The organism is Pseudomonas sp. NPDC087185 (assembly GCF_044744955.1).
Classification (GTDB): Bacteria; Pseudomonadota; Gammaproteobacteria; order Pseudomonadales; family Pseudomonadaceae; genus Aquipseudomonas.
This window is the reverse complement of the sequence record NZ_JBIUZK010000002.1, coordinates 634346-658780: the sequence shown is the minus strand read 5'-3', so window position 1 is coordinate 658780 and position 24435 is coordinate 634346. Positions and strand designations below refer to the sequence as shown.

At 64.0% G+C, this 24435-nt stretch carries 20 protein-coding genes and 1 pseudogene; 9 read left to right on the top strand and 12 right to left on the bottom strand.

From position 1 onward, the window contains the following. Window position 1: 1 nt before the first annotated feature. The 3 genes and pseudogenes from ACIPIJ_RS08520 to ACIPIJ_RS08510 form a co-directional block, all read right to left on the bottom strand. Window positions 2-2167, bottom strand: a complete 2166-nt coding sequence (locus ACIPIJ_RS08520; RefSeq protein ID WP_401074900.1) for a response regulator — start codon at window positions 2165-2167, stop codon at window positions 2-4. A gap of 87 nt (window positions 2168-2254) precedes the next feature. Continuing rightward, window positions 2255-2584: pseudogene (locus ACIPIJ_RS08515) on the bottom strand (LysE family translocator); the annotation flags it as partial. Window positions 2585-2657: 73 nt separating this feature from the next. Next, on the bottom strand, window positions 2658-3272 hold the full coding sequence (locus ACIPIJ_RS08510; protein ID WP_401074898.1) for a LysE family translocator: 615 nt from the start codon (window positions 3270-3272) through the stop codon (window positions 2658-2660). 110 nt (window positions 3273-3382) lie between these two features. On the opposite strand from ACIPIJ_RS08510, the gene ACIPIJ_RS08505 reads away from it, so the two are divergent. Beyond that, complete coding sequence (locus ACIPIJ_RS08505) at window positions 3383-3835, top strand: Lrp/AsnC family transcriptional regulator (RefSeq protein WP_401074897.1); 453 nt, start codon at window positions 3383-3385, stop codon at window positions 3833-3835. Between the two features lie 295 nt (window positions 3836-4130). Continuing rightward, the gene (locus tag ACIPIJ_RS08500) at window positions 4131-5543 is read left to right on the top strand and encodes a purine-cytosine permease family protein (protein ID WP_401074896.1); all 1413 of its coding nucleotides are present in this window, start codon (window positions 4131-4133) and stop codon (window positions 5541-5543) included. A 213-nt stretch (window positions 5544-5756) separates the two neighbouring features. Here ACIPIJ_RS08500 and ACIPIJ_RS08495 read toward each other — a convergent pair whose 3' ends face one another. Next, window positions 5757-6656, bottom strand: coding sequence for a LysR family transcriptional regulator (locus tag ACIPIJ_RS08495; protein WP_401074894.1), 900 nt, complete (start codon window positions 6654-6656; stop codon window positions 5757-5759). Window positions 6657-6803: 147 nt separating this feature from the next. On the opposite strand from ACIPIJ_RS08495, the gene ACIPIJ_RS08490 reads away from it, so the two are divergent. The 4 genes from ACIPIJ_RS08490 to ACIPIJ_RS08475 all read left to right on the top strand — a co-directional run bounded on the left by ACIPIJ_RS08490 (window position 6804) and on the right by ACIPIJ_RS08475 (window position 11966). Continuing rightward, complete coding sequence (locus tag ACIPIJ_RS08490; protein ID WP_401074893.1) at window positions 6804-7874, top strand: 4-oxalomesaconate tautomerase; 1071 nt, start codon at window positions 6804-6806, stop codon at window positions 7872-7874. 69 nt (window positions 7875-7943) lie between these two features. Then, window positions 7944-9260, top strand: a complete 1317-nt coding sequence (gene dctA / locus ACIPIJ_RS08485) for a C4-dicarboxylate transporter DctA (RefSeq protein ID WP_401074891.1) — start codon at window positions 7944-7946, stop codon at window positions 9258-9260. Between the two features lie 112 nt (window positions 9261-9372). Beyond that, complete coding sequence (locus tag ACIPIJ_RS08480) at window positions 9373-10677, top strand: CitMHS family transporter (protein WP_401074890.1); 1305 nt, start codon at window positions 9373-9375, stop codon at window positions 10675-10677. Between the two features lie 35 nt (window positions 10678-10712). Beyond that, on the top strand, window positions 10713-11966 hold the full coding sequence (locus ACIPIJ_RS08475) for an OprD family porin (RefSeq protein ID WP_401074888.1): 1254 nt from the start codon (window positions 10713-10715) through the stop codon (window positions 11964-11966). Window positions 11967-12045: 79 nt separating this feature from the next. Here the strand turns inward: ACIPIJ_RS08475 and ACIPIJ_RS08470 are convergent, their stop codons facing one another. From ACIPIJ_RS08470 to glnT, 4 genes are all read right to left on the bottom strand, one after another. Beyond that, complete coding sequence (locus ACIPIJ_RS08470) at window positions 12046-13371, bottom strand: FMN-binding glutamate synthase family protein (protein WP_401074887.1); 1326 nt, start codon at window positions 13369-13371, stop codon at window positions 12046-12048. Window positions 13372-13386: 15 nt separating this feature from the next. Next, window positions 13387-14061 carry a protein glxC gene (locus ACIPIJ_RS08465; protein WP_401074885.1) on the bottom strand — a complete coding sequence of 225 codons (675 nt, stop codon included), beginning with the start codon at window positions 14059-14061 and terminating at the stop codon, window positions 13387-13389. A gap of 27 nt (window positions 14062-14088) precedes the next feature. After that, window positions 14089-14994, bottom strand: a complete 906-nt coding sequence (locus tag ACIPIJ_RS08460) for a glutamine amidotransferase family protein (protein ID WP_401074884.1) — start codon at window positions 14992-14994, stop codon at window positions 14089-14091. A gap of 65 nt (window positions 14995-15059) precedes the next feature. Beyond that, window positions 15060-16394 carry a type III glutamate--ammonia ligase gene (gene glnT / locus ACIPIJ_RS08455; protein WP_401074882.1) on the bottom strand — a complete coding sequence of 445 codons (1335 nt, stop codon included), beginning with the start codon at window positions 16392-16394 and terminating at the stop codon, window positions 15060-15062. A 245-nt stretch (window positions 16395-16639) separates the two neighbouring features. Here glnT and ACIPIJ_RS08450 point away from each other — a divergent pair, with 245 nt between their 5' ends. Both ACIPIJ_RS08450 and ACIPIJ_RS08445 read left to right on the top strand, forming a co-directional pair. Further along, complete coding sequence (locus ACIPIJ_RS08450; protein ID WP_401074880.1) at window positions 16640-17233, top strand: helix-turn-helix domain-containing protein; 594 nt, start codon at window positions 16640-16642, stop codon at window positions 17231-17233. 294 nt (window positions 17234-17527) lie between these two features. After that, window positions 17528-18457 (top strand): DMT family transporter, encoded by a 930-nt coding sequence (locus ACIPIJ_RS08445; protein WP_401074878.1) that lies wholly within the window; start codon window positions 17528-17530, stop codon window positions 18455-18457. A 99-nt stretch (window positions 18458-18556) separates the two neighbouring features. Here the strand turns inward: ACIPIJ_RS08445 and ACIPIJ_RS08440 are convergent, their stop codons facing one another. Genes ACIPIJ_RS08440 through ACIPIJ_RS08430 form a run of 3 tightly spaced genes read right to left on the bottom strand, consistent with a single transcriptional unit; the run spans window position 18557 to window position 21786 of the window. Beyond that, entirely contained in the window at window positions 18557-20092 is a 1536-nt protein-coding gene (locus ACIPIJ_RS08440) for a DHA2 family efflux MFS transporter permease subunit (RefSeq protein ID WP_401074877.1), read from the bottom strand. After that, a complete protein-coding gene (locus ACIPIJ_RS08435) occupies window positions 20089-21282 on the bottom strand; it encodes an HlyD family efflux transporter periplasmic adaptor subunit (RefSeq protein WP_401074875.1) in 1194 nt (397 codons plus the stop codon). The genes ACIPIJ_RS08440 and ACIPIJ_RS08435 overlap by 4 nt, the downstream gene beginning before the upstream one ends. Window positions 21283-21312: 30 nt before the next feature. Then, entirely contained in the window at window positions 21313-21786 is a 474-nt protein-coding gene (locus tag ACIPIJ_RS08430; RefSeq protein WP_401074873.1) for a MarR family winged helix-turn-helix transcriptional regulator, read from the bottom strand. A 270-nt stretch (window positions 21787-22056) separates the two neighbouring features. Here ACIPIJ_RS08430 and ACIPIJ_RS08425 point away from each other — a divergent pair, with 270 nt between their 5' ends. Beyond that, window positions 22057-23064: a FecR family protein gene (locus tag ACIPIJ_RS08425; protein ID WP_401074871.1), complete on the top strand. Its 1008-nt coding sequence runs from the start codon at window positions 22057-22059 to the stop codon at window positions 23062-23064. Between the two features lie 4 nt (window positions 23065-23068). Here the strand turns inward: ACIPIJ_RS08425 and ACIPIJ_RS08420 are convergent, their stop codons facing one another. Further along, window positions 23069-24388, bottom strand: coding sequence for a Na+/H+ antiporter family protein (locus ACIPIJ_RS08420; protein ID WP_401074869.1), 1320 nt, complete (start codon window positions 24386-24388; stop codon window positions 23069-23071). Window positions 24389-24435: the final 47 nt, after the last annotated feature.

The following is a 24435-nucleotide window of genomic DNA, read 5'->3' as shown; positions in this document are numbered from 1 at the left end:
GCTAGCGCTTTGCGGCCAGCAACCGCGCCACGCTCTGCGCCAGCTCGGCGCGCCGGTACGGCTTGCGCAACACCTCGAAACCTTTGAGCTCCCTCGGGGTCAGGTTGGCATAGCCGGTGATGATCAACACCGGCAGGTCGGCCCGACGCTCGCGCAGTTGCTGGGCGAACCGTACACCGGTCATCTCGGCCATGACGTGGTCGGTCACCAGCACATCCGGCAACCAGCCCTGCTCCATCAACTGCAGCGCCGCAGCGGCACTGGCAGCTTCGGTCACCTGGTAACCCAGGTCGCGCAACTGCAAGGCCGTGGCATGGCGCACGATTTCCTCATCGTCCACCAGCAGTACCCGGCTGGCACGGTCGGCCAGGGGCACGTCGGCCATTTCACGGTCGTGGCAGACCGCCGCGACATCGCTGACCGGCAGCCAGAGCGTGGCGACGGTCCCCTCCCCCGGCTGCGAGCGAATCTCGAAGCCACCACCGGACTGTACCGCCAACCCTTCCACCATCGGTAGGCCAAGGCCGGTGCCCTTGCCCACGCCCTTGGTGGAATAGAACGGCTCGATGCAGCGGCGCAACTGCTCGTCGCTCATGCCGCAGCCACTGTCGCGGACCTGCAGCCACACCAACTGCGCGGCTGCCACACCGGTGGGCCTCGGCGGGCCGTCGGCATCGCGCCCGGCGACAATGCGCAGAGCACCGCCGTCGGCCATGGCGTCGCGCGCATTGACCACCAGATTGAGCACGGCCAGCTCCAGTTGATGCGGGTCGACCACCACGGACGGCAGCGCCGGGTCGATCTGCACCTGCACGGCAATGGTTGGGCCCAGCGAGCGCGCCATCAGCTCACGCATGTCCTCTACCAGTGCTGCCAGCGACACGGCCTGGGGCTTGAGGGTCTGCCGGCGGGCAAAACTGAGCAGGCGCCCAACCAGGTTGCGCGCCCGCTCGGCGGCCTGAAGCCCCCCGTCGATCAGGCGCGGGGCACGCTCGGACTGGGGGTTGCGACGCATCAACTCGAACGAAGCGATGATCGGCGTGAGCATGTTGTTGAGGTCGTGGGCAATGCCTCCGGTCAACTGCCCGATCATTTCCAGCTTGTGCGCCTCGTGCAGTTGCAGCATCGCCGCCTCGCGCTGGGCCAGCACAGCCGCCACGCGGTCTTCCAGGCTTTCGTTGAGCAAGTGCAGGGCACGCTCGGCGCGGGCATGGGTAATGGCCGCCCAGGCCAGCTTGGCGACGTCTTCCAGCAGTTGGCATTCGTCTTCAAAAACCGGGTGTGGGGTGTGGAAGTGCACGGCGAGCATCGCTTCCAGGCGCCCGCCCCGCAGTACCGGTACATGCAGCGTGGCGCACAGGCCGCTCGGCGCCGTTGACGCGCTGTCATAGGCCTGCTGCGCCACCTGCCCCGCCGCCAGTTGCTCGCGCAGCGATGCGCCAAACGTTGCGTAGCAATGCTGGCCGACCATCGAGGGCACGCCGTCGGCCCAATCACGCGCCACTCGGAAGCCCGTGCCGTCGCCCTGGTCTTCGCCGAAACACACCTGTGTCGCCCCAAGATGCTGGGCAAGCCGAGTCACTACATAGGCCTCGATGCGTTCCGCCTCGCCCAGCCCGGGCAAGGTCCGGCCCAATTCCAGCAGAAACGCCTGGCGTTGCTGGAAGCGCACGCGCTCGGTGGTTTCGGTGACCAGGCACAGCACACCGCCGACGCTGCCATCGGCCTCGCGCACGGCGGAATAGGACACGTCGAAGTATACGGTTTCGCCCAGGCCGCGCCGCTCTATGTAAAAGGGGCGATCCTTGGCCGAGAATGTCTGACCTGTCTCACGTACGCCACGCAGGAGCGGTTCGAGGTCGCCCCACAGCTCACGCCAGTTTTCCTCGGCTGGCCGCCCCAGTGCCTGGGGATGCTTGGTGCCGATGGTCGGCGCATAGGCGTCATTGTAGAGGGCAATGAATTCCTCCCCCCAAAACAGCACGAACTGCGCCTGCGCAGGCAGCAATGTGGCCATGACTGCCTGCAATTGCGGTGACCATGCCCCTGGCGGGCCGAGCGGCGAATCGCTCCAGTCCATCGACTGCAACAAATTGCCGAGGGTGCCACCGTTGAGCAAGAAGTGCAGTGGCGGGGTGTGGGTATCAGGTTGCTGAAACACGTTCATGTCAGGGAAGTCCCGGGCACATTGCCATCCATCTGAGGATAGGAGATGTGCAATCAACGGTTCGTTCCGCAGGATTTTACCGGTCGATCAACGGCGCCCTTCGGCGAGCATGCGCAGGGCCAGGCCGGCCAGCACGGTGCCCATCAGCCAGCGCTGTACCTGCTGCCACAGCGGCCGCCCGGCGAGGAACACGGCAATCGAGCCGGCCATGAGCGCAATCAACGCATTGACCGTGACACTGATGGCGATCTGCGTGGCACCCAGCACCAGCGATTGGGCCAGCACGCTGCCGTGGCCTGGCTGGATGAACTGCGGCATCAGTGACAGGTACATCACGGCGATCTTGGGGTTGAGCAGGCTGGTGGCCAGGCCCATGCCGAACAGCCGCCGCGGGCTGTCCGCATGAGGCACGTCCTGGTGTGCGATGAGGTGAGCCGAGTGTATCCCGAGGGCTTCGTTGGCGTCTGTACCGGCCCTATGGCCGGTGGGTTCAACCCAATTGGCCGACAATCAATACACCGGCCACCAGAATCATCACCAACCCCGACAACCTGCCCACCACCTTCGCCGCGCCCGGGCGGCTGCTCAACACAGCCTTGGCCCCGTACCCCACCAATAAATAGACCACCAGCGAACTGCACAGGTGCACCAGCCCCAGCAGCAGGATCTGCAGCGGCACTGGCCAGTTCGACTGCGGGTCGGTGAACTGCGGCAGCAAGGCCAGGAACAGCAAGAACACCTTGGGGTTGAGCCCGCTCACGCAAAAGCCTTTGAAGGCCCAGCGCGAGCCGCTATCGCCAACACCGCCCTGCCCCGCTTCGGGCACGGCGGGGCTGAGCAACAGGTTGCCGCCCAGCCACAGCAGGTAGGTGCAGCCCGCCAGCGTCAGCAACATCAGCGCCAGCGGGTGCCCGGCCACCAGGCTGCCTACCCCCGCCGCCACCACCAGGGTCGCCAGAAAATGCCCGGACAACATACCCGCCACTGCCGGCATGACCCAGCGCCCGCGCATGCCGGCCGAAATGGCGTACGCCCAATCGGCACCGGGGGTGATCACGAACAGCAACGACACGGCCCAAAACGCCGTCAGCACACTGATTGCCACTTGAGTCTTCCTTCACACGATTTCGGGATGAAGAAAGCCTACGGATTCCATCGGGGGATTATCTTTCGTATATTCCCCTTGCAACCCTAATTGCTGGAAGATTCTTCTCAATGGACAGAACTGACCGAAAGATCCTTGCCGAACTGCAAAAGGACGGGCGCCTGTCGGTCACCGAACTGGCCGACCGCGTAGGCCTGAGCCTGTCGCCCTGCCATCGGCGGCTCAAGGCGCTGGAAGAGGCCGGTGCCATCCTCGGTTACCACGCGCGCCTGGCACCGGCGGCGCTGGGGCTGAACTTTGCCGCGCTGGTGTTCGTCACCTTGCGTGAAGTCACCCGCCAGCCAGTGGCGGATTTCGAGGCGGCGCTGGGCGAGATCCCGCAGATCGTCGAGGCGCAGCGCCTGTTCGGGGACCCGGATTACCTGCTGCATGTGGTGGCCAAGGACCTGCCGGCATTTCAGAAGCTGTATGACGAACAGCTGACCAGCATTCCCAATGTGAAGCGGCTGAGTTCGACGCTGGTGATGAAGGAGGTGATTCAGGACCGGATGCTGCCGATGTAGCAGGCTCTGTAGCCGCACCTCAATCGAGCACCCCGCACCATCAAGGCACACCCATTTGACAGGATTGCCGCCCAAACCTGCCAAACCCGGGCCTTCCAGCCCGGTGGCCCGCTCCTTGCTACCACCCGTCCCTTAACCTTTTGTCAGCCTTAGGTTTTTTAAGGTTTATGGGCACATATTTACTAATTTCTCGTTCCCCCCGCACCCCCCATCATCGCTCCAACAAGAACGCGTCGCCCTTCGCCGGCACGCACCCGGGCAGCACCCGATGCCCCACCTTGCCTTGGAGTCAGTCATGACCAGTGCAGCCAATTCGGCACCCCTCATAGAAAAACACACGATCGGCTACGTGCCCCCGCAAGACCGCCATGGAAAGGTAAGGGACCTGTTCACACTGTGGTTCGGCGGCAACATCGCGCCGTTGCCCATCGTCACCGGCGCGCTGGGCGTGCAGCTGTTTCACCTGAACCTGGTGTGGGGCATCGTCGCCATCCTGGTCGGGCACTTGGTCGGTGGGGTGCTGATGGCACTGCACTCGGCCCAGGGCCCGCAGATGGGGATCCCGCAGATGATCCAGAGCCGCGCCCAGTTCGGTTCACTCGGCGCCCTGCTGGTGGTGGTGATCGCAGGGGTGATGTACATCGGCTTCTTTGCCTCCAACATCGTCCTGGCCGGCAAGTCGCTGCATGGCGTGGTCGATGCCGTACCGGTGCCGGTCGGCATCGTCGTCGGCGCGCTGGGTTCGGGGATCATCGGCATCATCGGCTACCGCTTCATCCACGTGCTCAACCGCATCGGCACCTGGGTGCTGGGCATCGGCATCGTGGTCGGTTTCGGCTACATCTTCAGCCACGTGCAGAGCGATGACTTCCTGACCCGTGGCGGCTTCAACTTGGCCGGCTGGCTGGCCACCGTATCGCTCGCGGCGCTGTGGCAGATCGCCTTTGCCCCCTACGTGTCGGACTACTCGCGCTACCTGCCGGCCGACGTCAAGGTCTCGTCGACCTTCTGGACCACCTACCTGGGCTCTGCCCTGGGTTCGAGCCTGTCGTTCATCTTCGGCGCCGTGGCGGTGCTGGCGATCCCGGCCGGCATGGACACCATGGACGCGGTCAAGCTGGCCACCGGCACCCTTGGCCCAGTCATGCTGGTGCTGTTCCTGCTCAGCGTGATCAGCCACAACGCCCTCAACCTGTATGGCGCGGTGCTGTCGATCATCACCCTGATCCAGACCTTCGCCTACCGCTGGATCCCCACCGCCAAAAGCCGCGCGGTGCTGTCGCTGATCGTGCTGGCGGCGTGCAGTGTGGTGGCGGTGTTCGCCTCGGCGGACTTCATCGGTCACTTCGTCGACATGGTGCTGGTGCTGCTGGTGGTACTGGTGCCGTGGACGGCGATCAACCTGATCGACTTCTATGTGATCCACAAAGGTGACTACGACATCCAGTCGATCTTCAAGGTCGATGGCGGCATCTACGGGCGCTACAACCCGCAGGCGTTGATTGCCTACGCAGTGGGGATCGTGGTGCAGATCCCGTTCATGAACACGCCGCTGTACGTGGGGCCGATCTCCGAGCACATCAACGGCGCCGACCTGTCCTGGCTGGTGGGGCTGCTGATCACCTCACCGCTGTACTGGTGGCTGGCAAGCCGCGACACTGCGTATCGTCGTCGGCAGACCCGTGCCAAGCTGGCGGTTGGGCATTGAGCGTGCTCGCCAAGCACTGAACCCCTGGCAACTCAGCCTGAGCCCGGCAATTGCTGCTAGGGTCTGTGTGAAAAGTCTTGAGACGAAGGTCAGGCAAGGCGAAAACAGCCGAGTAACGGTCGGAGTCGCGCTCGACTTCACGGGGTGTAAATGAGCATTCCGAGGCTGTTTTCAACGCAGCATCACCGAGTATCAAGGCTTTTCACACAGAGCCTAGGCCTGGCTGACGCGCCATTTTTCCAGCAAGATCGACACGAACTTCTCGGCCGCGGGCGACAGCGAGGCCCCACGCCGATACACCAGGCCCAAGGTGCGGGTGACCTCGGGCTCGGTGAGCGGTACGCTGACCAGCGTCGGGTGGTCCGCCGCCGGCATGGCCAGGCTGGGCATCGCCGAGACCCCCAGCCCAGCTTCGACCATCCCCAGCGACGTGGACAGGTGCTGCACCTCGTAGAACCACTTGGGGCGCAGGTTCAGGCCCGACAAGGCATGGTCCAGCAGCATGCGGTTGCCGCTCAGGCGCCCTACACCGATCAGCCGGTAGTCGGCCAACTGCGTCCAGGTCACCGAGGCACGGCTTGCCAGTTCGTGGTCGCGGCGGCAGGCCAGGACGAAATGCTCGTTGACCAGGGGCACGAATTCGATGTCCGGGTGCTGGCCACTCATCATGTTGATGCCGAAGTCCGCTTCGCCCCGCAACACCGCTTCCAGGCCATCGTTGGCGCTCAGGTCCAGCAGGCGGATGCGGATCTTGGGGTATTGCTCGCTGTACAGCCTTATCACCGAGGGCAGGAAATAAAACGCCGCCGTCGGGATACAGGCGAGTGTGACCTGGCCGGTTTGGCGTTCAGCCAGCTCACGGATGCTCAAGATGGAGTCTTCAAAATCGTCCAGCAGCCGCCGCGCCTTGGGCAGAAAGTCCCTGCCCACGCTGGTCAGGCCGACGCGACGGGTGGTGCGTTCCAGCAATGGCGTGCCCAAGCCCTCCTCAAGCTTCTTGATACGCCGGCTTAGAGCGGGTTGCGACAAGTGCAGCGCCTCTGCGGCTTCGTGAAAGCTGCCTAATTCAGCGATTTTCACGAAAGATCGAATATCTTGCAGCTCATATTCCACAACTTAAACTCCCCAGGCGACCACCGACCATTATTAGCTGTGACGCATTAATAGCTACGATATTTGCATTGGATTGATTTATCAACGCCTGTCACTCTTTCTCTCAGCACATCAATGATGCCAATTGATCAACGAGAGTCAGTAGTCATGCAACGAATCCCTTGTGTACTCATGCGCGGCGGCACCTCCAAAGGCCCCTTCTTCCATGCCTGGGATCTGCCCGTCAATGTCGTAGAGCGCGACGAAGTGCTGATCAGCCTGATGGGCTCTGGCCATGAGCTGGAAATCGACGGCATCGGCGGCGGTAGCCCGCAAACCAGCAAGGTGGCGATTGTCAGCCCCTCGCTGCACCCGGACGCTGACGTCGACTACCTGTTCGTGCAAGTGATGGTCGCTGAACGGCGCGTCGACACCGCGCCCAATTGCGGCAACATGCTGTGCGCGGTCGGCCCGTTCGCTATCGAACAAGGGCTGGTCAAAGCCCGGGGCGACAAGACCCTGGTGCGCATTCGCAACCTCAATACCCAGACATTCGTCACCTCGCTGGTGCAAACACCTGGCGGTACCGTCAAGTACGAAGGCCGCACTGCCATCGACGGCGTCCCCGGCACCGCCGCGCCGATCCACCTGACCTTCCTCGACGCAGTAGGCAGCAAGACGGGCAAACTCTTCCCTACCGGGCAGGCGTGTGATGTGTTCGACGGCACCGCCGTTACCTGCATCGACATGGCCATGCCGCTGATGATTGTCGAAGCCAGCCAACTGGGCCTGGCCGGTAACGAGCGCCCGGCCGCGCTGGATGCCGACAGCGCGCTGCTCAAGCGCCTGGAGGCTTTACGCCTGCAGGCGGGCCGGGCCATGGGCTTGGGTGATGTCAGTGGCATGGTGATCCCAAAACCGGTGGTGGTGTCCGCCCCCACCGGTGACGGCACGCTGCAAGTGCGCTACTTCATGCCACACAACTGCCACCGCGCGCTGGCGATCACGGGTGCGATCGGCCTGGCCACTGCGTGCGTGACCCCCGGCACCGTGACTGCAGCCCTGCTGGGCGAACACGCCGAAACCCTCACCGAAGTACGCCTGGAGCACCCCAGCGGGGTCATCGATGTGGCCCTCAGCCGCGACAGCGGCAAACTGCAAGCGTCGGTGATCCGCACCGCCCGCCGGCTCTTCTCAGGCTTTGTGTATGCCCCGACAATGCGCCGCCTTGCCAGCTAGCGCGTACTGCCAACCCCAACCGTGTGACTCAAAGCGCATCCGCACAATTTCAACAATGGGTGATGCCTCATGAAACTCGTCAAATCGCTCTACTTCCAGATCCTCTGCGCCGTGCTGCTGGGCGTACTGGTCGGCCACTTCTGGGCCGAGCAGGCCGTGGCGCTCAAACCGCTGGGCGATGCCTTCATCAAGCTGATCAAGATGATGATCGCGCCCGTGGTGTTCTGCACCATCGTCACGGGCATCGCGGGCATGACCGACACGCGCTCGCTGGGCCGCCTGATGAGCAAGACATTGCTGCTGTTCCTGGTGCTGACCGTGGTCAGCCTGGTGATCGGCCTGGTGGCGGTGCATGTGTTCCAGCCAGGCGTGGGCATGAACATCGACCCTGCCACCCTGAGCACCGCCGGCCTCAGCCAGTACACCGCCTCGGCGGCCAAGCTGGGCGTGGTCGACTTCTTCATGCACATCATCCCCGACACCTTCATGGGCGCCTTCAACAAAGGTGAAGTGCTGCCGGTGCTGTTCATCGCTGTGCTGTCGGGGTTCGCCCTGTCGGCCATGGGCGAGCATGGCCAGCCGGTGCTGAACGTGCTTGAGGCCGCCTCACAGATGGTGTTCCGCATCTTTGGGTACCTGATGCGCTTTGCCCCGGTGGGCGCATTTGGCGCACTGGCGTTTACCGTCGGCCAGTACGGCATCACTTCGCTGGGCGCCCTGGCCAAACTGGTGATGACCCTGTACATCGCCTGCGCGTTCTTTGTCCTGGTAGTGCTCGGTGGGTTGTGCCGCCTGCATGGCTTCAGCCTGTGGAAACTGCTGCGTTACTTGCGTGAGGAATTTCTGGTGGTGCTCGGCACGTCGTCCACCGAGCCAGTACTGCCGCGCATGCTGGAAAAGCTCCAGGCACTGGGCTGCAAGAAGGGCGTGGTCGGGCTGGTGCTGCCCACGGGTTACTCGTTCAACCTCGATGGCACCGCGATCTACCTTTCACTGGCCGCGGTATTCATCGCCCAGGCCTGTAACATCGACCTCACCCTGGGCCAGACGCTGACCATGCTGGCGATCATGCTGTTGTCCTCCAAAGGCGCTGCGGGTGTGACGGGCAGCGGTTTCGTCGCACTCGCTTCGACGCTAACAGTGATCCACGATATCCCGCTGGCCGGCCTGGCCCTGCTGATCGGCGTCGACCGCTTCATGTCGGAAGCCCGCGCCCTTACCAGCCTGGCCAGCAACGCCGTGGCCACCGTGGTCATCTCGTTTTCCGAAGGCGCCTGCGATCGGCAGGTGCTCAGGCAAACGCTGGCGCAAGGGAAAACTTCGCCAGCGGCGCCATCCGAGGCGAACACGCCCTGGCCGATCGGCGAGACCACTCGCCAAGGCTGACCTCCATCACAAGGACGTTCAACGCTCCGCCCGGCAGGTACCAACCCGGGCGGCATGGCCGCCGTTTGCCTTGCCTTCGGCCACACTGACAAAAACAACAAGAGAGACAACCATGCTGGCATTGCTGGGTTTGACCATGGTGGTGGCATTCACCTACCTGATCATGAGTAAACGCTTATCGCCCATCGTCGCCCTGACCTTGGTGCCCATCGTGTTTGGCGTGATCGCAGGCTTTGCCCCAGACCTTGGCAAAATGATGCTCGACGGCCTGAAAATGGTCGCACCCTCGGCAGCCCTGCTGCTGTTCGCCATCCTCTTCTTTGGCCTGATGATCGATGCCGGCCTGTTCGACCCGCTGATCCGCAAGATCCTCAAGCGGGTCAACGGCGACCCGATCAAGATCGCCATCGGCACCGCCCTGCTCTCGCTGCTGGTGGCGCTGGACGGCGATGGCACCACCACCTACATGATCACCTGCGCGGCCATGCTGCCGCTGTACAAACGCATCGGCATGAACCCGATGATCCTCGCCACCGTGGCCATGCTGTCGCTGAGCATCATGAGTGGCCTGAGCCCTTGGGGCGGGCCTGCGACGCGGGCGATCGCGGCACTGGGCCTGGATGCAACCGAGTACTTCATCCCCATGTTGCCGACCATGATCGGCGGCGCCGCCTGGGTGGTGTTCACGGCATTCTGGCTGGGGCGCACCGAGCGCAAGCGCATCGGCAACATCAAGCTGGAGGCCGGTGGCGGCAACTGCTACATCAAGGCCATCCTCGAAGACACCCCGCACAAGCGCCCGCGCCTGGCCTACGTCAACCTGGTGCTGGTGGTGGCGGTGATGGTCGCCCTGGTGGCGGGGGTCATGCACGCCGCAATTCTGTTCATGATCGGCTTCGTCGCTGCGCTGATGATCAATTACCCGCAACTGAATGTGCAGAAGGAACGAATCCTGGCCCATTCCGGCAACGCCATGACCGTGGTGCTGCTGGTGTTCGCCGCAGGCATCTTTGCCGGCATCTTCTCCGGCACCAAGATGGTCGATGCACTGGCGCAAACCTTGGTGGACTGGATTCCGCAATCCTGGAGCCACTGGTTCCCGCTGGTGGTGGCCATCACCAGCATGCCGCTGACGTTCGTGCTGTCCAACGATGCCTATTACTTCGGCGTGGTGCCAATCCTGGCCAATGCCGCCGCGGCGTATGGCATCGACCCGGTGGAAATCGCCCGCGCCTCGGTGCTCGGCCAACCGGTGCACCTGATGAGCCCGCTGGTGGCGTCAACGTTGCTGCTGGTGGGCATGGTCGACCGGGATATCGGTGACTTCCAGAAAGCCACGGTCAAGTGGGCCGTGCTGACCTCGCTGGTCATTACCGCCATCGCCCTGCTGACAGGTGCCTTGTCGTTCTTCGTCTGACTGCCCGACCCACAATAACAAGAGAGTATCCGGACATGACTCGAGTCATTCTGCGCAGGGCTGCGTGCGGCCTGCTGTTTGCCCATTTGCCTCAGGCCAACGCTGCCGGGTTCATCGAGGACAGCACGCTCAAGCTGCAATTGCGCAACGTGTACTTCAACGAGAACTTTCGCGACGAGCACGGCCTGAGTGCGCGCGCCGCCGCCTCGGCAAAGAGCGAACGCGTGGAATGGGCGCAAGGGTTTCTGCTGGAGTATGCCTCCGGGTTCACGCCAGGCACCCTGGGCTTCGGCCTGGATGCCATGGCACTGGTTGGCGTCAGCCTGGACTCGGGCCGTGGGCGCAGCGGTACGGGTTTGTTGCCGGTGCACGAAGACGGCCGGGCGGCCAACGAGTTCGGCAGTGCCGGGGCCACGGCCAAGGCCCGGCTGGGCAAGACCGTGCTCAAGCACGGTACCTTGCTGCCGAAGACGCCGGTGCTGGTGTACAACGATGCGCGCCTGCTGCCGCAGACGTATCAGGGCACGCAGCTGGTATCCAGCGACATCAGCGGGCTGACCGTCACCGGTGGCCATCTGCAACGTTTCAAGCAGCGCGATTCGTCCGACAGCACGGGGTTGTTCGCTGATGGCTATAACGGCGATGCATCAGCTGACTTCAGCTACGCAGGCGCCGATTACGCCATCAGCAAAACCCTGCGCTTGAGCTACTTTCGCGGCGAACTGAACAACTTCTACCGCCAGGACTTTGCCGGCCTCCAGCACGAACTGCCGCTGGCAGGCGGGGTGCTCACCAGTGACGTGCGCTACTTCAAGAGCCGCGATGACGGCGCAGCCCATGGCGGCCCTGTCGACAACCACATGATCAGCGGCCAGCTCAGTTATGCCCACAGCGGCCACACCGTGGGTGCGGGCTACCAAGTACTCGATGGCGTTGCCGGGCTGCCGTACATCAGCGGCGCCACCGTCTACTCGTTCAGCAACGTGGGGATTGGCAAGTTCATCGAGGAAGACGAGAAGACCTGGATGGTCAGCTACGCCTACAACTTCGCGGCAGCCGGGGTGCCTGGGCTGACGTTCATGAGCCGTTACCTGAGCGGTGACAACGGCAAGGCCAGTGAGGCCGGGCTGGGCGAGTGGGAGCGCGACAGCGAGCTGGCGTATGTGGTGCAGGCCGGAACGTTCAAAGGGCTGGGCATCAAGCTGCGCAATTACGTCTATCGCGCCGATTTTGCCCGGGGGCGCGACAGTAACCGGGTCTACCTGACCTATGACATTGCGCTTTGGTAGCACAGGCACTTTGACCATCCCCCCACCCTGTGAATGGGGGGATGGCCTTGGGGCCGCGTTGCGGCCCCGGACCGTGGAATCAATACTGAGCCTGGCCCGGCACCCAGGCCGTACCGGCCAGAGGCACCCGCGCCATGGCCGCCGCTTCAACGGTCAGCGCCACCAAATCCTCGGGGTCGAGGTTGTGCAAGTGCGACTTGCCGCACGCACGGGCCATGGTCTGCGCTTCCAGCACCAGCACACGCAGGTAGTTGGCCAGGCGCCGCCCGGCCTCTTCCGGGTTCAGGCGCTTGGCCAGTTCCGGGTCCTGGGTGGTGATACCGGCAGGGTCGCGGCCGTTCTGCCAATCATCGTAGAAGCCCGCGGCTGAGCCGATGTCCTTCAGCTGCGCATCCAGCCGCGGGTGGTTGTCGCCCAGGGCAATCAGCGCGGCGGTGCCAATGGCCACGGCATCAGCGCCCAGGGCCATGGCCTTGGCCACATCGGCGCCGTTACGGATGCCGCCCGAGACGATCAACTGCACCTTGCGGTGCATGCCCATCTCCTGCAGCGCCTGTACCGCCTGCGGGATGGCCGGCAGGATCGGGATGCCGACGTGTTCGATGAACACTTCCTGGGTCGCCGCCGTACCGCCCTGCATGCCATCGAGCACGATCACATCGGCGCCGGCCTTGACCGCCAGCTTGACGTCGTAATACGGGCGGCTGGCACCGATCTTCACGTAGATGGGTTTTTCCCAGTCGGTGATCTCGCGCAGCTCGGCAATCTTGATCGCCAGGTCGTCCGGGCCGGTCCAGTCCGGGTGGCGGCAGGCGCTGCGCTGGTCGACGCCAATCGGCAAGGTGCGCATGCCGGCCACTCGCTCGGTGACTTTCATGCCCAAAAGCATGCCGCCGCCGCCCGGTTTGGCGCCCTGGCCGAGGACGATCTCGATGGCATCGGCCTTGCGCAGGTCGTCGGGGTTCATGCCGTAACGGGACGGTAGGTACTGGTACACCAGGTGCTGCGACTGGCCGCGCTCCTCCGGGGTCATGCCGCCGTCGCCGGTGGTGGTGCTGGTGCCGGCGATGGTCGCGCCCCGCCCCAGGGCTTCCTTGGCGTTGGCCGACAGCGCGCCGAAGCTCATGCCCGCGATGGTCACCGGGATCTTCAGGTGGATCGGCTTCTTGGCAAAGCGGGTGCCCAGCAGCACGTCGGTGCCGCATTTTTCGCGGTAGCCTTCCAGCGGGTAGCGCGACACGCTGGCGCCGAGCAGCAGCAGGTCGTCGAAGTGCGGCACGCGGCGCTTGGTGCCACCGCCACGGATGTCGTAGATGCCGGTTTCGGCAGCACGCTGGATTTCCTGGATGGTCAGGCGATCGAACGTGGCCGACTCACGCAGTACCGGGGGGAATTGCTCGCTCATGGGGTTGCTCCTGATTCAGTACGCGCTGGCGTTGTCGACTTTGAAGTTGTACAGCTGACGGGCCGAGCCGTAGCGTTTGAAATCGGCGGCCTTGTGTTCAAGGCCTGCGGTGTCGAGCAGTTCCTGCAGCTCTTGCAGGTGTTCGGCGCGCATGGCTTTCTCGATGCAGTCCGAGCCCAGCGACTGGACCGTGCCCTTGACGTAGATACGCACTTCGTACAGCGAGTCGCCCAGCGCATCGCCGGCATCGCCACACACCACCAGGCGCCCGGCCTGGCCCATGAAGCAGCTCATGTGGCCGATGCTGCCGCCGACCACGATGTCCACGCCCTTCATCGAGATACCGCAACGCGCACCGGCATCTCCCTCGATCACCAGTAGCCCGCCATGGGCCGTGGCACCGGCGGCCTGCGAGGCGCTGCCCTTGACCCGCACCAGGCCCGACATCATGTTCTCGCCCACGCCCACGCCGACGTTACCGTGCACGGTGACACTGGCCTGCTGGTTCATGCCGGCGCAGTAGTAGCCGGCGTGGCCGTCGATATCCACCGAGACGGCCTGGTTGATGCCCACGGCCAGGTTGTGTTTGCCGTCCGGGCGGCTGACCCGCCATTCACGGGCCTGCACGTCGCCATGCAGGGCCTGGTTGAGTTCGCGCACCGAGGCGCTGGAAAGGTCGATCGTTTTCATGAGGTTCTCCAGGGGTTCGGTGGCAGGTCAGGCGCTTTCGCGCTCCCAGACATACAAGGTGGCCGGCGCCGGTTCCCAGACCTTGGCCTTGTCGATGCCCGGCAGGCCGGCCAGCGCCTGGTACTCGGAGGCCATGGCCACGTAGTCGTCGGTTTCGGCCAGCACCGCCGGCTTGCAGGCGATCGGGTCGCGGATCACGGCAAAGCCATTGCGGGTGCCGATGGCGAAGGTGAAGAAGCCGTCCAGGTCTTGCAGCGCGCCGTCCAGGGCCTGGGCCAGGGTGTCGCCCTGCTGCAGGCGCCAGGCCAGGTAGCCGGCGGCCACTTCGGTGTCGTTGTCGGTTTCGAAACTGATGCCTTCACGCTTGAGCGCCTGGCGCAGGCGGAAGTGGTTGGACAGCGAGCCGTTGTGCACCAGGCACAGGTCGGCGCCCGTGGAAAACGGGTGGCTGCCTTCCATCGTCACCGCACTCTCGGTGGCCATGCGGGTGTGGCCGATGATGTGGCTGCCTTTCATGCCGGCCAGGCCGAAGCGGCTGGATATCTCTGCCGGCAGGCCCATGCCCTTGAGGATTTCGATGCTCTGCCCGGCGCTCATGATGCGCACCTCGGGCGCCAGTTCGGCCAAGGCGGCCCGGGCGGCGGCTTCGCTGGTGTGCACCTTCAGCACCGCAGCGCTGGCGTTCTGCAACCCGTCCAGCGAACAGCCCAGGCGCCCTTCCAGCTGGCCCATCAGATCGGCCCAGGGATAATCGATGGTGTTGGCCTGCAGCGTCAGCTTGACCCAACCATCGGCCACCTCATCGCCATAGATGGCAAAGCCGGCGCTGTCCGGGCCGCGGTCGGTCATGGCCTGCAACATGGGTTCGAACAGTTTGCCGAGCTGGGCTTGCAGCTCGGGCTTTTTCAGGTACAGACCTACGATTCCACACATGGTGATGCTCCTTACTAGGCAGTGGGCGACCGTTGTCGTGCTGGCCGCCCAGGGGATTGGGGCGGTCAGAAGAACTCGGTGTAACGCTGGATTTCCCAGTCGGAGACGTGGCGGCAGTACTCCACCCACTCCATGCGCTTGAGCTTGAGGAACTCGTCGACGATTTCGGCGCCGAGCACTTCACGCAGCAGCGGGTCGGCCTCCAGCGCGTCGCAGGCTTCCTTCAACGACTGTGGCAGGGTCTTGATGCCGCGCGCGGCGATGTCTTCCAAGCTCAGGTTGTAGAGGTTCTCGTTGCACATCTCACCAGGGTCCAGCTGGCGGTCGATGCCATCGAGGCCTGCGGCGATGATCGCGGCGGTGACCAGGTACGGGTTGCAGCCGGCATCCGGCAGGCGGAACTCCAGGCGGCCATACGGGATGCGCACCATCGCCGAGCGGTTGTTGGCGCCGTATGCGACAAAGGCCGGGGCCCAGGTGGCGCCGGACAGCGAGCGGCCGACCACCAGGCGCTTGTACGAGTTGACCGTGGGCGCGGCGAACGCGCACAGCGCCGGGCCGTGGGCCAGCAGGCCGGCGGCAAAGTGGTAGGCCAGTTTGGACAAGCCCATGCCGCTGCTGTCGGACGGGTCGTGGAACAGGTTCTTGTGGGTGCTGCTGGCCAGCGACAGGTGAAAATGCATGCCATTGCCGGCGCGCTTGGGGTCGGGCTTGGGCATGAACGAGCAGATCATGCCCAGGTCATTGGCGATCTCGCCGGCGGCCATGCGGAAAAAGGTGAAACGGTCGGCCGACTCCAGGGCGTCGCTGTAGGTGTAGTTGATCTCGAACTGGCCGTTGGCGTCCTCGTGGTCGATCTGGTAGATGTCGAAACCCACCGGTTGCAAGGCTTCGGTCAGGCGTTCGAGGAACAGCCGCGAACGCGACAGGCCCTTGTAGTCGTAGCAGGGCTTGTCGAGGTTGTCGGAGGCGTCCACCAGCTGCAACTTGCCCTGCTCGTCGCGTCGGAACAGGCTGAACTCGGGTTCAAGGCCGGTGTTCAGGGTCCAGCCCTTGTCGGCGAGGCGCTGCACCTGTCGCTGCAACACGTGGCGGCTGTCATAGGGCCAGGGCTGGCCGTTGACGTGGCCGACGCACACCACGCGACCGTAGCCGGGCTGCCAGGGCACCGGGATCAAGGTGGCAAGGTCGCCACGGGCCATGAAGTCCGGGCCGTGCGGCTCCATGCCCATGCCACAGATGGCGAACCCGGCAAAACCGGCGCCCTCCTCGGCCACCATTTTCAGGCCCGATACAGGCACCGATTTGGTCTTTGCCGAGCCATGGATATCGACGAACTGCGCCAGCACGTACTTGATGCCGTGTTCGTCGAGGGTGCGTTGGGTTTCTGCTGGCAACATGGGTTGAACACTCCTGGGTGAGGGGCACTGATTCCGCATGGGAAACTTACTTTCATCACAGGAATGCAATGTACTTGCCAACATTGCCCAGGCGCGCTGCTTGTCGGCTTAACCCACTCCCACAGGGGCCTGAAGATATGGGAAACTTGTTTTCACCTGAGGAAACAAGTGGTCGACGTACCCCCGCGCAGCACTTTCTCAGTGCGAAAATTTTATTCTTGAACTGAAACCGTGCAGGACATTCGATGCCGACCGAAACCGAACCGCGCCTTCGCCTGGAGCAGTACCTGGGCTTGCAGATCAAGCGCCAGCGCCAGGCCCAGTCCCTCAAGCTTGCCGATGTGGCGCGCACTGCCGGCATCAGCCAAGGGATGCTGAGCAAGATCGAGAACGCCCAGGTGTCTACCAGCCTCGACACCCTCAGCCGCCTGTGTGACGTGCTGGGCATGCCCATGGCCAAGCTGTTCAGCCAGTACGACCAGCCCGACGGCAACGCGCTGCTGGTCAAGGCAGGTGAAGGCCTAGAGGTAGTGCGCCGCGGCACCGAGAAGGGCCATACCTACCACTTGCTCAATCACGCCAGGGGGCCGAAGAAGAACTTCGAGGCGTACATGGTGAGCATGGACGACGCCAGCGAGGAGTTTCCAACCTTCGCCCACCCAGGCACGGAGTTCCTGCATTTGCTGGAGGGTGAACTGGTGTACCGCCACGGTAACCAGCTCTACCGCATGCAGGCCGGCGACAGCCTGACCTTCGATGGTGAAACCCCGCACGGGCCGGAGCAACTGGTACAGGTTCCGATCCGCCTGCTGTCGATCATGAACTACGGCGACGAGTAGGGCGGCGCGGCGCAGCAACAAGCGATGTCGCAATCAGACAAGCACACGTCGCCCGTGATCGGCTTCACCATGCTGTATACAAAAATAATACACGCGTTGACCAGCCCCGCGCCGTGGGCTGGCCGACGCGGTATTTGCGAGTAAGCAGCCTCGCTTCACAACTCCAACGCTGTGGCGCCTTTTTGCACCGGGCAATTCGTCCGGGCTCATAACGATAAAACTCCCAGTATCAGAGACCCGCGCCGCGCCAGCCGGGAGTGTTTGCGCGCGCCACATTGTGAAGACTTGACTGCCATGATCGCGACTTCAATCCCCGTAGCCGGTGCTGCCACCGGCCACCGTAACGCGCTGTGCGTTGCACACATCGCCGCTGTGCTGTTCGGCCTGACCGGTATTCTCGGTCACTTGATCGAGGCCGATGCCAGCATCATCACCTTCGGCCGCGCCACCTTCGCCTTCATTGCCCTGGGTTTTGTCGCCGGGCTCAAGGGCACCCGCCTGCTCGATGCACTGACCCTGCGCAACCTGCCGACCCTCGGCCTGACCGGCGCGCTGCTGGCCACCCATTGGGTAACTTTCTTCATTGCCGTCAAGGTCGGCGGCGTGGCTGTAGCCACCTTGGGCTTCGCCAGCTTTCCTGCCTTAATTGCGATGATCGAACGCGGCGTGTTCGGCCAGCGCATCGGTGCCGTGCAGGGCTTGCTGTTGCTGATGGTTACCGCTGGCCTGGTGATGGTGGTGCCCTCCTTCGACCTGCTCGACAGCGGCACCATCGGCCTGATCTGGGGCTTGGGCTCGGGCCTGGCGTTCGCGGTGTTGACCGTGGCCAACCGCCGCAATGCGTCGAGCATGAACGCCATGCAGGTGGCGTTTTGGCAGAACGTGGTGGTAGCCGCGCTGGTGGCGCCGTTCGCCTTCACCCACCTGGCCAGCACCAGCTTGAGCGGCAACGACTGGGTCAACCTGGCGCTGCTGGGCGTGTTCTGCACCGGGCTGTCGCAGTTCCTCTTCGTCAAGAGCCTGGAGGGCCTCGAAGCGCGCACGGCCGGCATGATCATCGCGCTGGAGCCGGTGTACGCGATCCTCGGCGCCTGGTGGCTGTTCGGTGACCAACCGACCCTGCGCATGGCGGTGGGGGCCGCGCTGATCGTGCTGGCGACCGTCCTGGCCGCCTGGCGCAAGGCACCGGCGGACAAGGGCGATACCAGCCGTTGCGCACATTGATGCAATTTGCCACCACCGCCCCTGTTGCTCTGCTTCTGTTTTGCCGCTGCTCTGCTTAGGTTTTGCTTTCAAGCGCGCTAGTTCAGGAGCCGCACAGGCTTAATGCCCTGCCGACGCCGGCCCCGCCTTCGCGGTAAACGGCGGTTTGGCCAGCCACACCAGCAGAATCAACCCGGCAAATATCCACCCCATCAAGGTGAAGTAATCCACCGTCGACATCATGTACGCCTGCCCATTGAGTATCTGCTCCAACTGCGCATAGCTCTGCGGGCTGGCACCGCTCAGTTGCTCCAGCGTATGCCGCGTCGCCGGGTCGTACTGGCTGATGTGCTCGCTCAGGTAAGCATGGTGCTGGTCAGCCCGGCGGATCCAGATCCACGTGGTCAGCGACGCCGCAAAGCTACCCCCCAGCGTGCGCAGGAAGGTCGCCAGCCCCGAGCCATCGGCAATCTGCTGTGGCGGCAGGTCCGACAGCAGGATGCTCAAGGTCGGCATGAAGAACAGCGCCACGCCAATGCCCATGAACAATTGCACCAGGGCAATGTGCTGGAAGTCCACCTCGTTGGTGAAACCCGCACGCATGAAGCAACTGGTGCCGATCGCCAGAAACGCCAGCCCCGCCAGTACCCGCAAGTCGAACCGGTGCGCGTACTTGCCCACGAACGGCGACATGATCACCGGCAACAGTCCAATGGGCGCCACTGCCAGGCCCGCCCAGGTGGCGGTGTAGCCCATCTGCGTCTGCAGCCATTGCGGCAGGATCAGGTTGATGCCGAAGAACCCGGCATAACCGCCCACCAGCACGATGGTGCCGATGCGGAAATTGCGGTGCGCGAACAACCGCAAATTGACCACCGGGTGCCGGTCGGTCAGCTCCCAGATGATGAAGATCGCCAGGAACACCACCGAGATCAGGCTGCCGACGATGATGAACGACGACTCGAACCAGTCCAGGTCATTGCCCTTGTCGAGCACCACCTGCAACGCGCCAACCCCGACGATCAACGTCAGCAGGCCGATGTAGTCCATCGGCTGGCGGCTGGTGACCACCGGGCGCGTACGCATCTGCTGGCGCACCACGGCGGCGGCGAACAGGCCGATCGGCACGTTGATGAAGAAGATCCACGGCCAGCTGTAGCTGTCGGTGATCCAGCCACCGAGGATCGGCCCGGCAATCGGCGCCACCACCGTGACCATCGCCAGCAACGCCAGCGCCATCCCCCGCTTGGCCGGCGGGTACACGGCAATCAGCAACGTCTGGGTCATCGGGTACAACGGCCCGGCCACCACGCCCTGCAAGACCCGAAAGCCGACCAGCTCCGGCATCGACTGGGCAATGCCGCACAGGAACGACGCCAGCACGAACAGCAGCGTGGCCCAGATGAACAGCTTCACCTCGCCAAAACGCCGGCTGAGCCAGCCGGTCAGCGGCAAGGCGATGGCGTTGCTCACCGCGAACGAGGTGATCACCCAAGTGCCCTGCTCGTAACTCACCCCCAGGTTGCCGGAAATGGTCGGCAGCGCCACGTTGGCGATGGTGGTGTCGAGCACCTGCATGAAGGTCGCCAGCGACAGGCCGATGGTGGTCAGCAGCAGGCTCGGCGGGGTGAACTGCGCCGCAGCGTTGTTGCTCATCGTTGCGCCGTCTTGCCGGTGGCGCTGTTGTCGTGGATCAGCCGGGCGATCAGGTCGTCAGCCTCAACCAGCTGGCGGTCGTACACCTGGGTGGTGTAGCTGGCCTGCTGCGGTGGCTGCTGGGCCAAGGCCGGGCCGCTCTGGTCGTGCAGGTCGACCTCGACCACGGTGGACAGGCCGATGCGCAGCGGATGCTCCTTGAGCTGGTCAGGGCTCAGGTGAATACGCACCGGTACGCGCTGGACGATCTTGATCCAGTTGCCGGTGGCATTCTGCGCCGGCAGCAGGGCGAATGCGCTGCCGGTACCGGCACCCAGGCTGTCGACCGTGCCGCTGTACTTGACCTCGCTGCCGTACAGGTCGGCGCTGATTTCCACCGGCTGGCCGATGCGCATGTCGCGCAGCTGGGTTTCCTTGAAGTTGGCGTCGATCCACACCTCGTCCAGCGGGATCACCGCCATGGTCGCGGTGCCCGGCTGCAGGCGCTGGCCCAACTGCACGGTGCGCTTGGCGACGTAACCGGTCACCGGCGCCACCAGGGTGGTACGCGCGTGGTCGAGGTAGGCCTGGCGCAAGTCGGCGGCGGCGGCCATCACCTCGGGGTGCGACGAAACCACGGTGTCGTCGACCAGCGCGGTGCTGGTGTTGAGCTGCTGACGGGCGCTGTTCACGGCGGCCTGGGCCACGGTCAGATCATCGCGCGAGTGGGAGATTTCTTCCGCGGCAATCGCGCCGCTGTCGGCCAGCACCTTGCGCCGGTTGTAGTTCTGCTGGGCTTTTTGCAGCTCGGCCTGGCGCGTCTGCAATTGGGCCTTGAGCGAGTCGACGTTGCTGTACAGGCCACGCACCTGGCGCACGGTCTTCGCAAGCTTGGCTTCGGCGGCCTGCAGGGCCACCTCGCTGTCGGCCGGGTCGAACTGCAGCAGCACCTGGCCGGCGTGCACCAGGTCGCCATCATCGGCGCCGATGCTGGTGACAGTTCCGGTGACCAGCGGGGTGATTTCCACCACGTTGCCGTTGACGTAGGCGTCGTCGGTGCTCTCGTGCCAGCGCCCGATCAGGCTGTACCAGGCCCAGGCGCCAGCGCCGGCAAGCAGCACCACCAGCAGCAGGCCGAGCAGCCATGCTTTGCGCTTGCGCGACGGTTCCGGTGCGGCGGAGGGAGTTGAGGTGTCTGCGGGAGTGGCCATGGCAATACCTTGGAAAATGCGTAACAGGGATCAACGATCGCCGAAGCGGCGGATCGTCAGGGGGTCGCCGGCACCGAGCAGGACCTTGGCCAGCAGGCCTTCGAGGGCCTTCAGCTCGTCGGGCTGGAGCACGCCGACCAGTTCGTTCATCGCCGCCGCGCCGATCTCCGGCAAGCGGTCGGCCAGGCGCTGGCCATCGGCGGTCAGGGCCAGGCGTACCTGGCGGCGGTCATCGGCGCAGCGGTTGCGCACCATCAGCCCCTTCTGCTCGAGGCGGTCGAGCATGCGGGTCATCGAACCGCTGTCCAGGCCCAGGTAGCGGCACAGCTCGGCCGGGGTATCCACCTGGTACTGGGTGACGATGATCAGCACCTTGAACTGCGCGGCGGTGACGCCCTCTGATTCGAGGTGCCAGTCGAGAATGCGGTCCTTGAGAATCGCCGCACGGCCCAGCAGCATGCCGATGGCGCAGGACTGGAAGTTTTCCGGGGTGAAATGGGACATCGGCATCGGCTCGGGCAATTGTATAAAAATATTACTGCCTAGGCAGTGAATGTCAAAGACTTCATTAGGGGGCTATGTAAATAATCATGATGGGGGCGTGTTCTCCAGGCCACCCTCGCTCTTACGCATATATGCCCGCGAAGCGTTCTCAAACGCGGAAAAACCCTAGCGAAACCGACGAAAAACCTGCATAACTGATAGTCATTCGCCATTACCTCGGTTCTCGGGACCCCCTTGCAAGGGGTAGAATGCGCAAAACCCGGAGCCGCAATGAACCACGACCCCCTCGCCCCCAGCCCAGACGATGCCATCACCGACGCCGCCGCGCATTGGTGCATGCGCTTGCACGCCGAAGATTGCACGGTGGTCGAGCGCGAGGCGTTCGCCCGCTGGCTGGCAGCGGACAAGCGCCATGGCGACGAGTACCAGGCGATGCTGGAGATCTGGCAAACCGCCGACCTGCTGCCGCGCAATGCCACGGTCATCGACTTCAACCCCCCTGCACGCCAGGTGAGGCGGCCACGCCAGTGGCGGCCCATGGCCTCGGCCGCGGCCATTGCCCTGCTGGTACTGCCGCTGGCGGGCTGGGTTGGCTGGGAACAAGGCTGGCTGCCCAACCACTACCAGCACGTTGAAGCCGGTGATCGGGCGCAGACCGTGCAGCTGAGCGACGGCAGCTCGGTCGAGCTCAACCTCAACACCGAACTGACCTATTTCAACTACAAGGACCAGCGCCAGGTCACGCTCAAGCGTGGCGAAGCGTTCTTCACGGTCAAGCATGACAGCGAACACCCCTTCATCGTCCGCGCAGGCCACGGCCAGACCCGCGTCACGGGCACCCAGTTCAACGTCTGGAAGTACCAGGACCAGGTCAAGGTCACCCTGGTGCAAGGCTCAGTGCTGGTGAGCAGCGATGGCAGCACCGGTGGTTATCGCCTGGGGCCTGGCATGCAGGCCAGCTATCGTATTGGCGACTTCGAGCCACACCTGGCCGAAAGCGACGATTATGCCAACAGCCTGGCCTGGCGCAGCGGCAAGCTGGTGCTCGACAACCTCAGCCTCGACCAGGCCCTGCCAGTGATCAACCGCTACCTCGATGCCCCGCTGCTGCTGGCCGATGCCAGCACCGGGCGCATTCGCATCAGCGGGATCTACAACACCCGCGAAGTCGCACGCCTGGTGGATAACCTGCCCAAGGTGCTGCCGATCTACCTGACCCGCAGCAAGGACGGCAGCACCGTTCTCAACAGCATTTCCCCGCCACCCGACAAGGGCTGACGCCTTACAGCGTCATCGCCGCCAGCCAGCCAAACGCCAGCAATGGCAGGTTGTAATGGATGAAGGTCGGCACCACGGTGTCCCAGATGTGGTGGTGCTGGCCATCGACGTTTAGCCCCGACGTCGGCCCCAGGGTCGAGTCCGATGCCGGCGACCCCGCATCGCCCAAGGCACCGGCTGTGCCGACGATGCACACCGTGGCCAGCGGGTCGAAGCCCAGCTGCACGCACAACGGCACGAAGATCGCAGCCAGAATCGGCACCGTCGAGAACGACGAGCCAATGCCCATGGTCACCAGCAAGCCCACCAGCAGCATCAGCAAGGCGCCAATGCCCTTGCTGTGGTCGATCCATTGCGCCGAGGTTTCCACCAGGCTCTTGACCTCGCCCGTGGCCTTCATCACATCGGCAAAGCCCGAGGCGGCGATCATGATGAAGCCGATCATGGCCATCATCTTCATGCCTTCGGTGAACAGGTCGTCGGTGTCCTTCCAGCGCACGATGCCCGACAACGAGAAGATCAGGAAACCGACCATGGCGCCGATGATCATCGAGTCCAGCCACAGCTGCACGATGAACGCCGAGGCGATCGCCAACCCCGCCACCAGCAGGGTCATCGGGTTGTACTGGACGCTGACCTGCTCGACTTGCTCGATGCGCGCCAGGTCGTAGTCACGTTTCTTGCGGTAGCTGATGAACACCGCCAGCAAAAGCCCCACCAGCATGCCCGCCGCCGGAATGGCCATGGCGTGGGTAACGTTCACGCCACTGACGTCGACGCCGGCGCGGGCGACGTTGGCCAGCAGGATCTCGTTGAGGAAGATGTTGCCAAAGCCCACCGGCAGGAACATGTACGGTGTGATCAGGCCAAAGGTGATCACGCAGGCGATCAGCCGGCGGTCGATGCGCAGGCGAGTCAGCACGTACAGCAGCGGCGGCACCAGCAGCGGAATGAAGGCGATGTGGATGGGCAGGATGTTTTGCGACGACACCGCCACCACCAGCATCAGGCCAATCAGCAGCCATTTGACCTTGCCGCCATTGGCGTGGCCCTGGCGGTCGATCATCGCCAGGGCTCGGTCGGCCAGGGCGTGTGCCAGGCCCGACTTGGCGATGGCGACGGCGAAGGCGCCAAGCAAGGCATACGACAGCGCCACCGTGGCGCCACCGCCCAGGCCGCCGTTGAAGGCCTTGAGCGTGCCCTCGATACCCAGGCCACCGACCAGGCCGCCGGCCAGCGCGCCGATGATCAGGGCGATGACCACGTGCACGCGCGACAGGCTGAGTATCAGCATGATGCCGACTGCGGCAATCACTGCATTCATGGTTTGGCTTACCTCTAGCTGCAGACAAAAAAGCGCGCACTCTGCAG

What these genes read in the sequence shown, in the direction of transcription:
- ACIPIJ_RS08470 (WP_401074887.1), bottom strand. Translation starts at nt 13,371, where the DNA reads ATGAGCGAGCAATTCCCCCCGGTACTGCGTGAGTCGGCCACGTTCGAT.
- ACIPIJ_RS08475 (WP_401074888.1), top strand. Translation starts at nt 10,713, where the DNA reads ATGACTCGAGTCATTCTGCGCAGGGCTGCGTGCGGCCTGCTGTTTGCC.
- ACIPIJ_RS08505 (WP_401074897.1), top strand. Translation starts at nt 3,383, where the DNA reads ATGGACAGAACTGACCGAAAGATCCTTGCCGAACTGCAAAAGGACGGG.
- ACIPIJ_RS08445 (WP_401074878.1), top strand. Translation starts at nt 17,528, where the DNA reads ATGATCGCGACTTCAATCCCCGTAGCCGGTGCTGCCACCGGCCACCGT.
- ACIPIJ_RS08460 (WP_401074884.1), bottom strand. Translation starts at nt 14,994, where the DNA reads ATGTGTGGAATCGTAGGTCTGTACCTGAAAAAGCCCGAGCTGCAAGCC.
- dctA (WP_401074891.1), top strand. Translation starts at nt 7,944, where the DNA reads ATGAAACTCGTCAAATCGCTCTACTTCCAGATCCTCTGCGCCGTGCTG.
- glnT (WP_401074882.1), bottom strand. Translation starts at nt 16,394, where the DNA reads ATGTTGCCAGCAGAAACCCAACGCACCCTCGACGAACACGGCATCAAG.
- ACIPIJ_RS08430 (WP_401074873.1), bottom strand. Translation starts at nt 21,786, where the DNA reads ATGTCCCATTTCACCCCGGAAAACTTCCAGTCCTGCGCCATCGGCATG.
- ACIPIJ_RS08450 (WP_401074880.1), top strand. Translation starts at nt 16,640, where the DNA reads ATGCCGACCGAAACCGAACCGCGCCTTCGCCTGGAGCAGTACCTGGGC.
- ACIPIJ_RS08465 (WP_401074885.1), bottom strand. Translation starts at nt 14,061, where the DNA reads ATGAAAACGATCGACCTTTCCAGCGCCTCGGTGCGCGAACTCAACCAG.
- ACIPIJ_RS08490 (WP_401074893.1), top strand. Translation starts at nt 6,804, where the DNA reads ATGCAACGAATCCCTTGTGTACTCATGCGCGGCGGCACCTCCAAAGGC.
- ACIPIJ_RS08500 (WP_401074896.1), top strand. Translation starts at nt 4,131, where the DNA reads ATGACCAGTGCAGCCAATTCGGCACCCCTCATAGAAAAACACACGATC.
- ACIPIJ_RS08425 (WP_401074871.1), top strand. Translation starts at nt 22,057, where the DNA reads ATGAACCACGACCCCCTCGCCCCCAGCCCAGACGATGCCATCACCGAC.
- ACIPIJ_RS08440 (WP_401074877.1), bottom strand. Translation starts at nt 20,092, where the DNA reads ATGAGCAACAACGCTGCGGCGCAGTTCACCCCGCCGAGCCTGCTGCTG.
- ACIPIJ_RS08435 (WP_401074875.1), bottom strand. Translation starts at nt 21,282, where the DNA reads ATGGCCACTCCCGCAGACACCTCAACTCCCTCCGCCGCACCGGAACCG.
- ACIPIJ_RS08420 (WP_401074869.1), bottom strand. Translation starts at nt 24,388, where the DNA reads ATGAATGCAGTGATTGCCGCAGTCGGCATCATGCTGATACTCAGCCTG.
- ACIPIJ_RS08480 (WP_401074890.1), top strand. Translation starts at nt 9,373, where the DNA reads ATGCTGGCATTGCTGGGTTTGACCATGGTGGTGGCATTCACCTACCTG.
- ACIPIJ_RS08520 (WP_401074900.1), bottom strand. Translation starts at nt 2,167, where the DNA reads ATGAACGTGTTTCAGCAACCTGATACCCACACCCCGCCACTGCACTTC.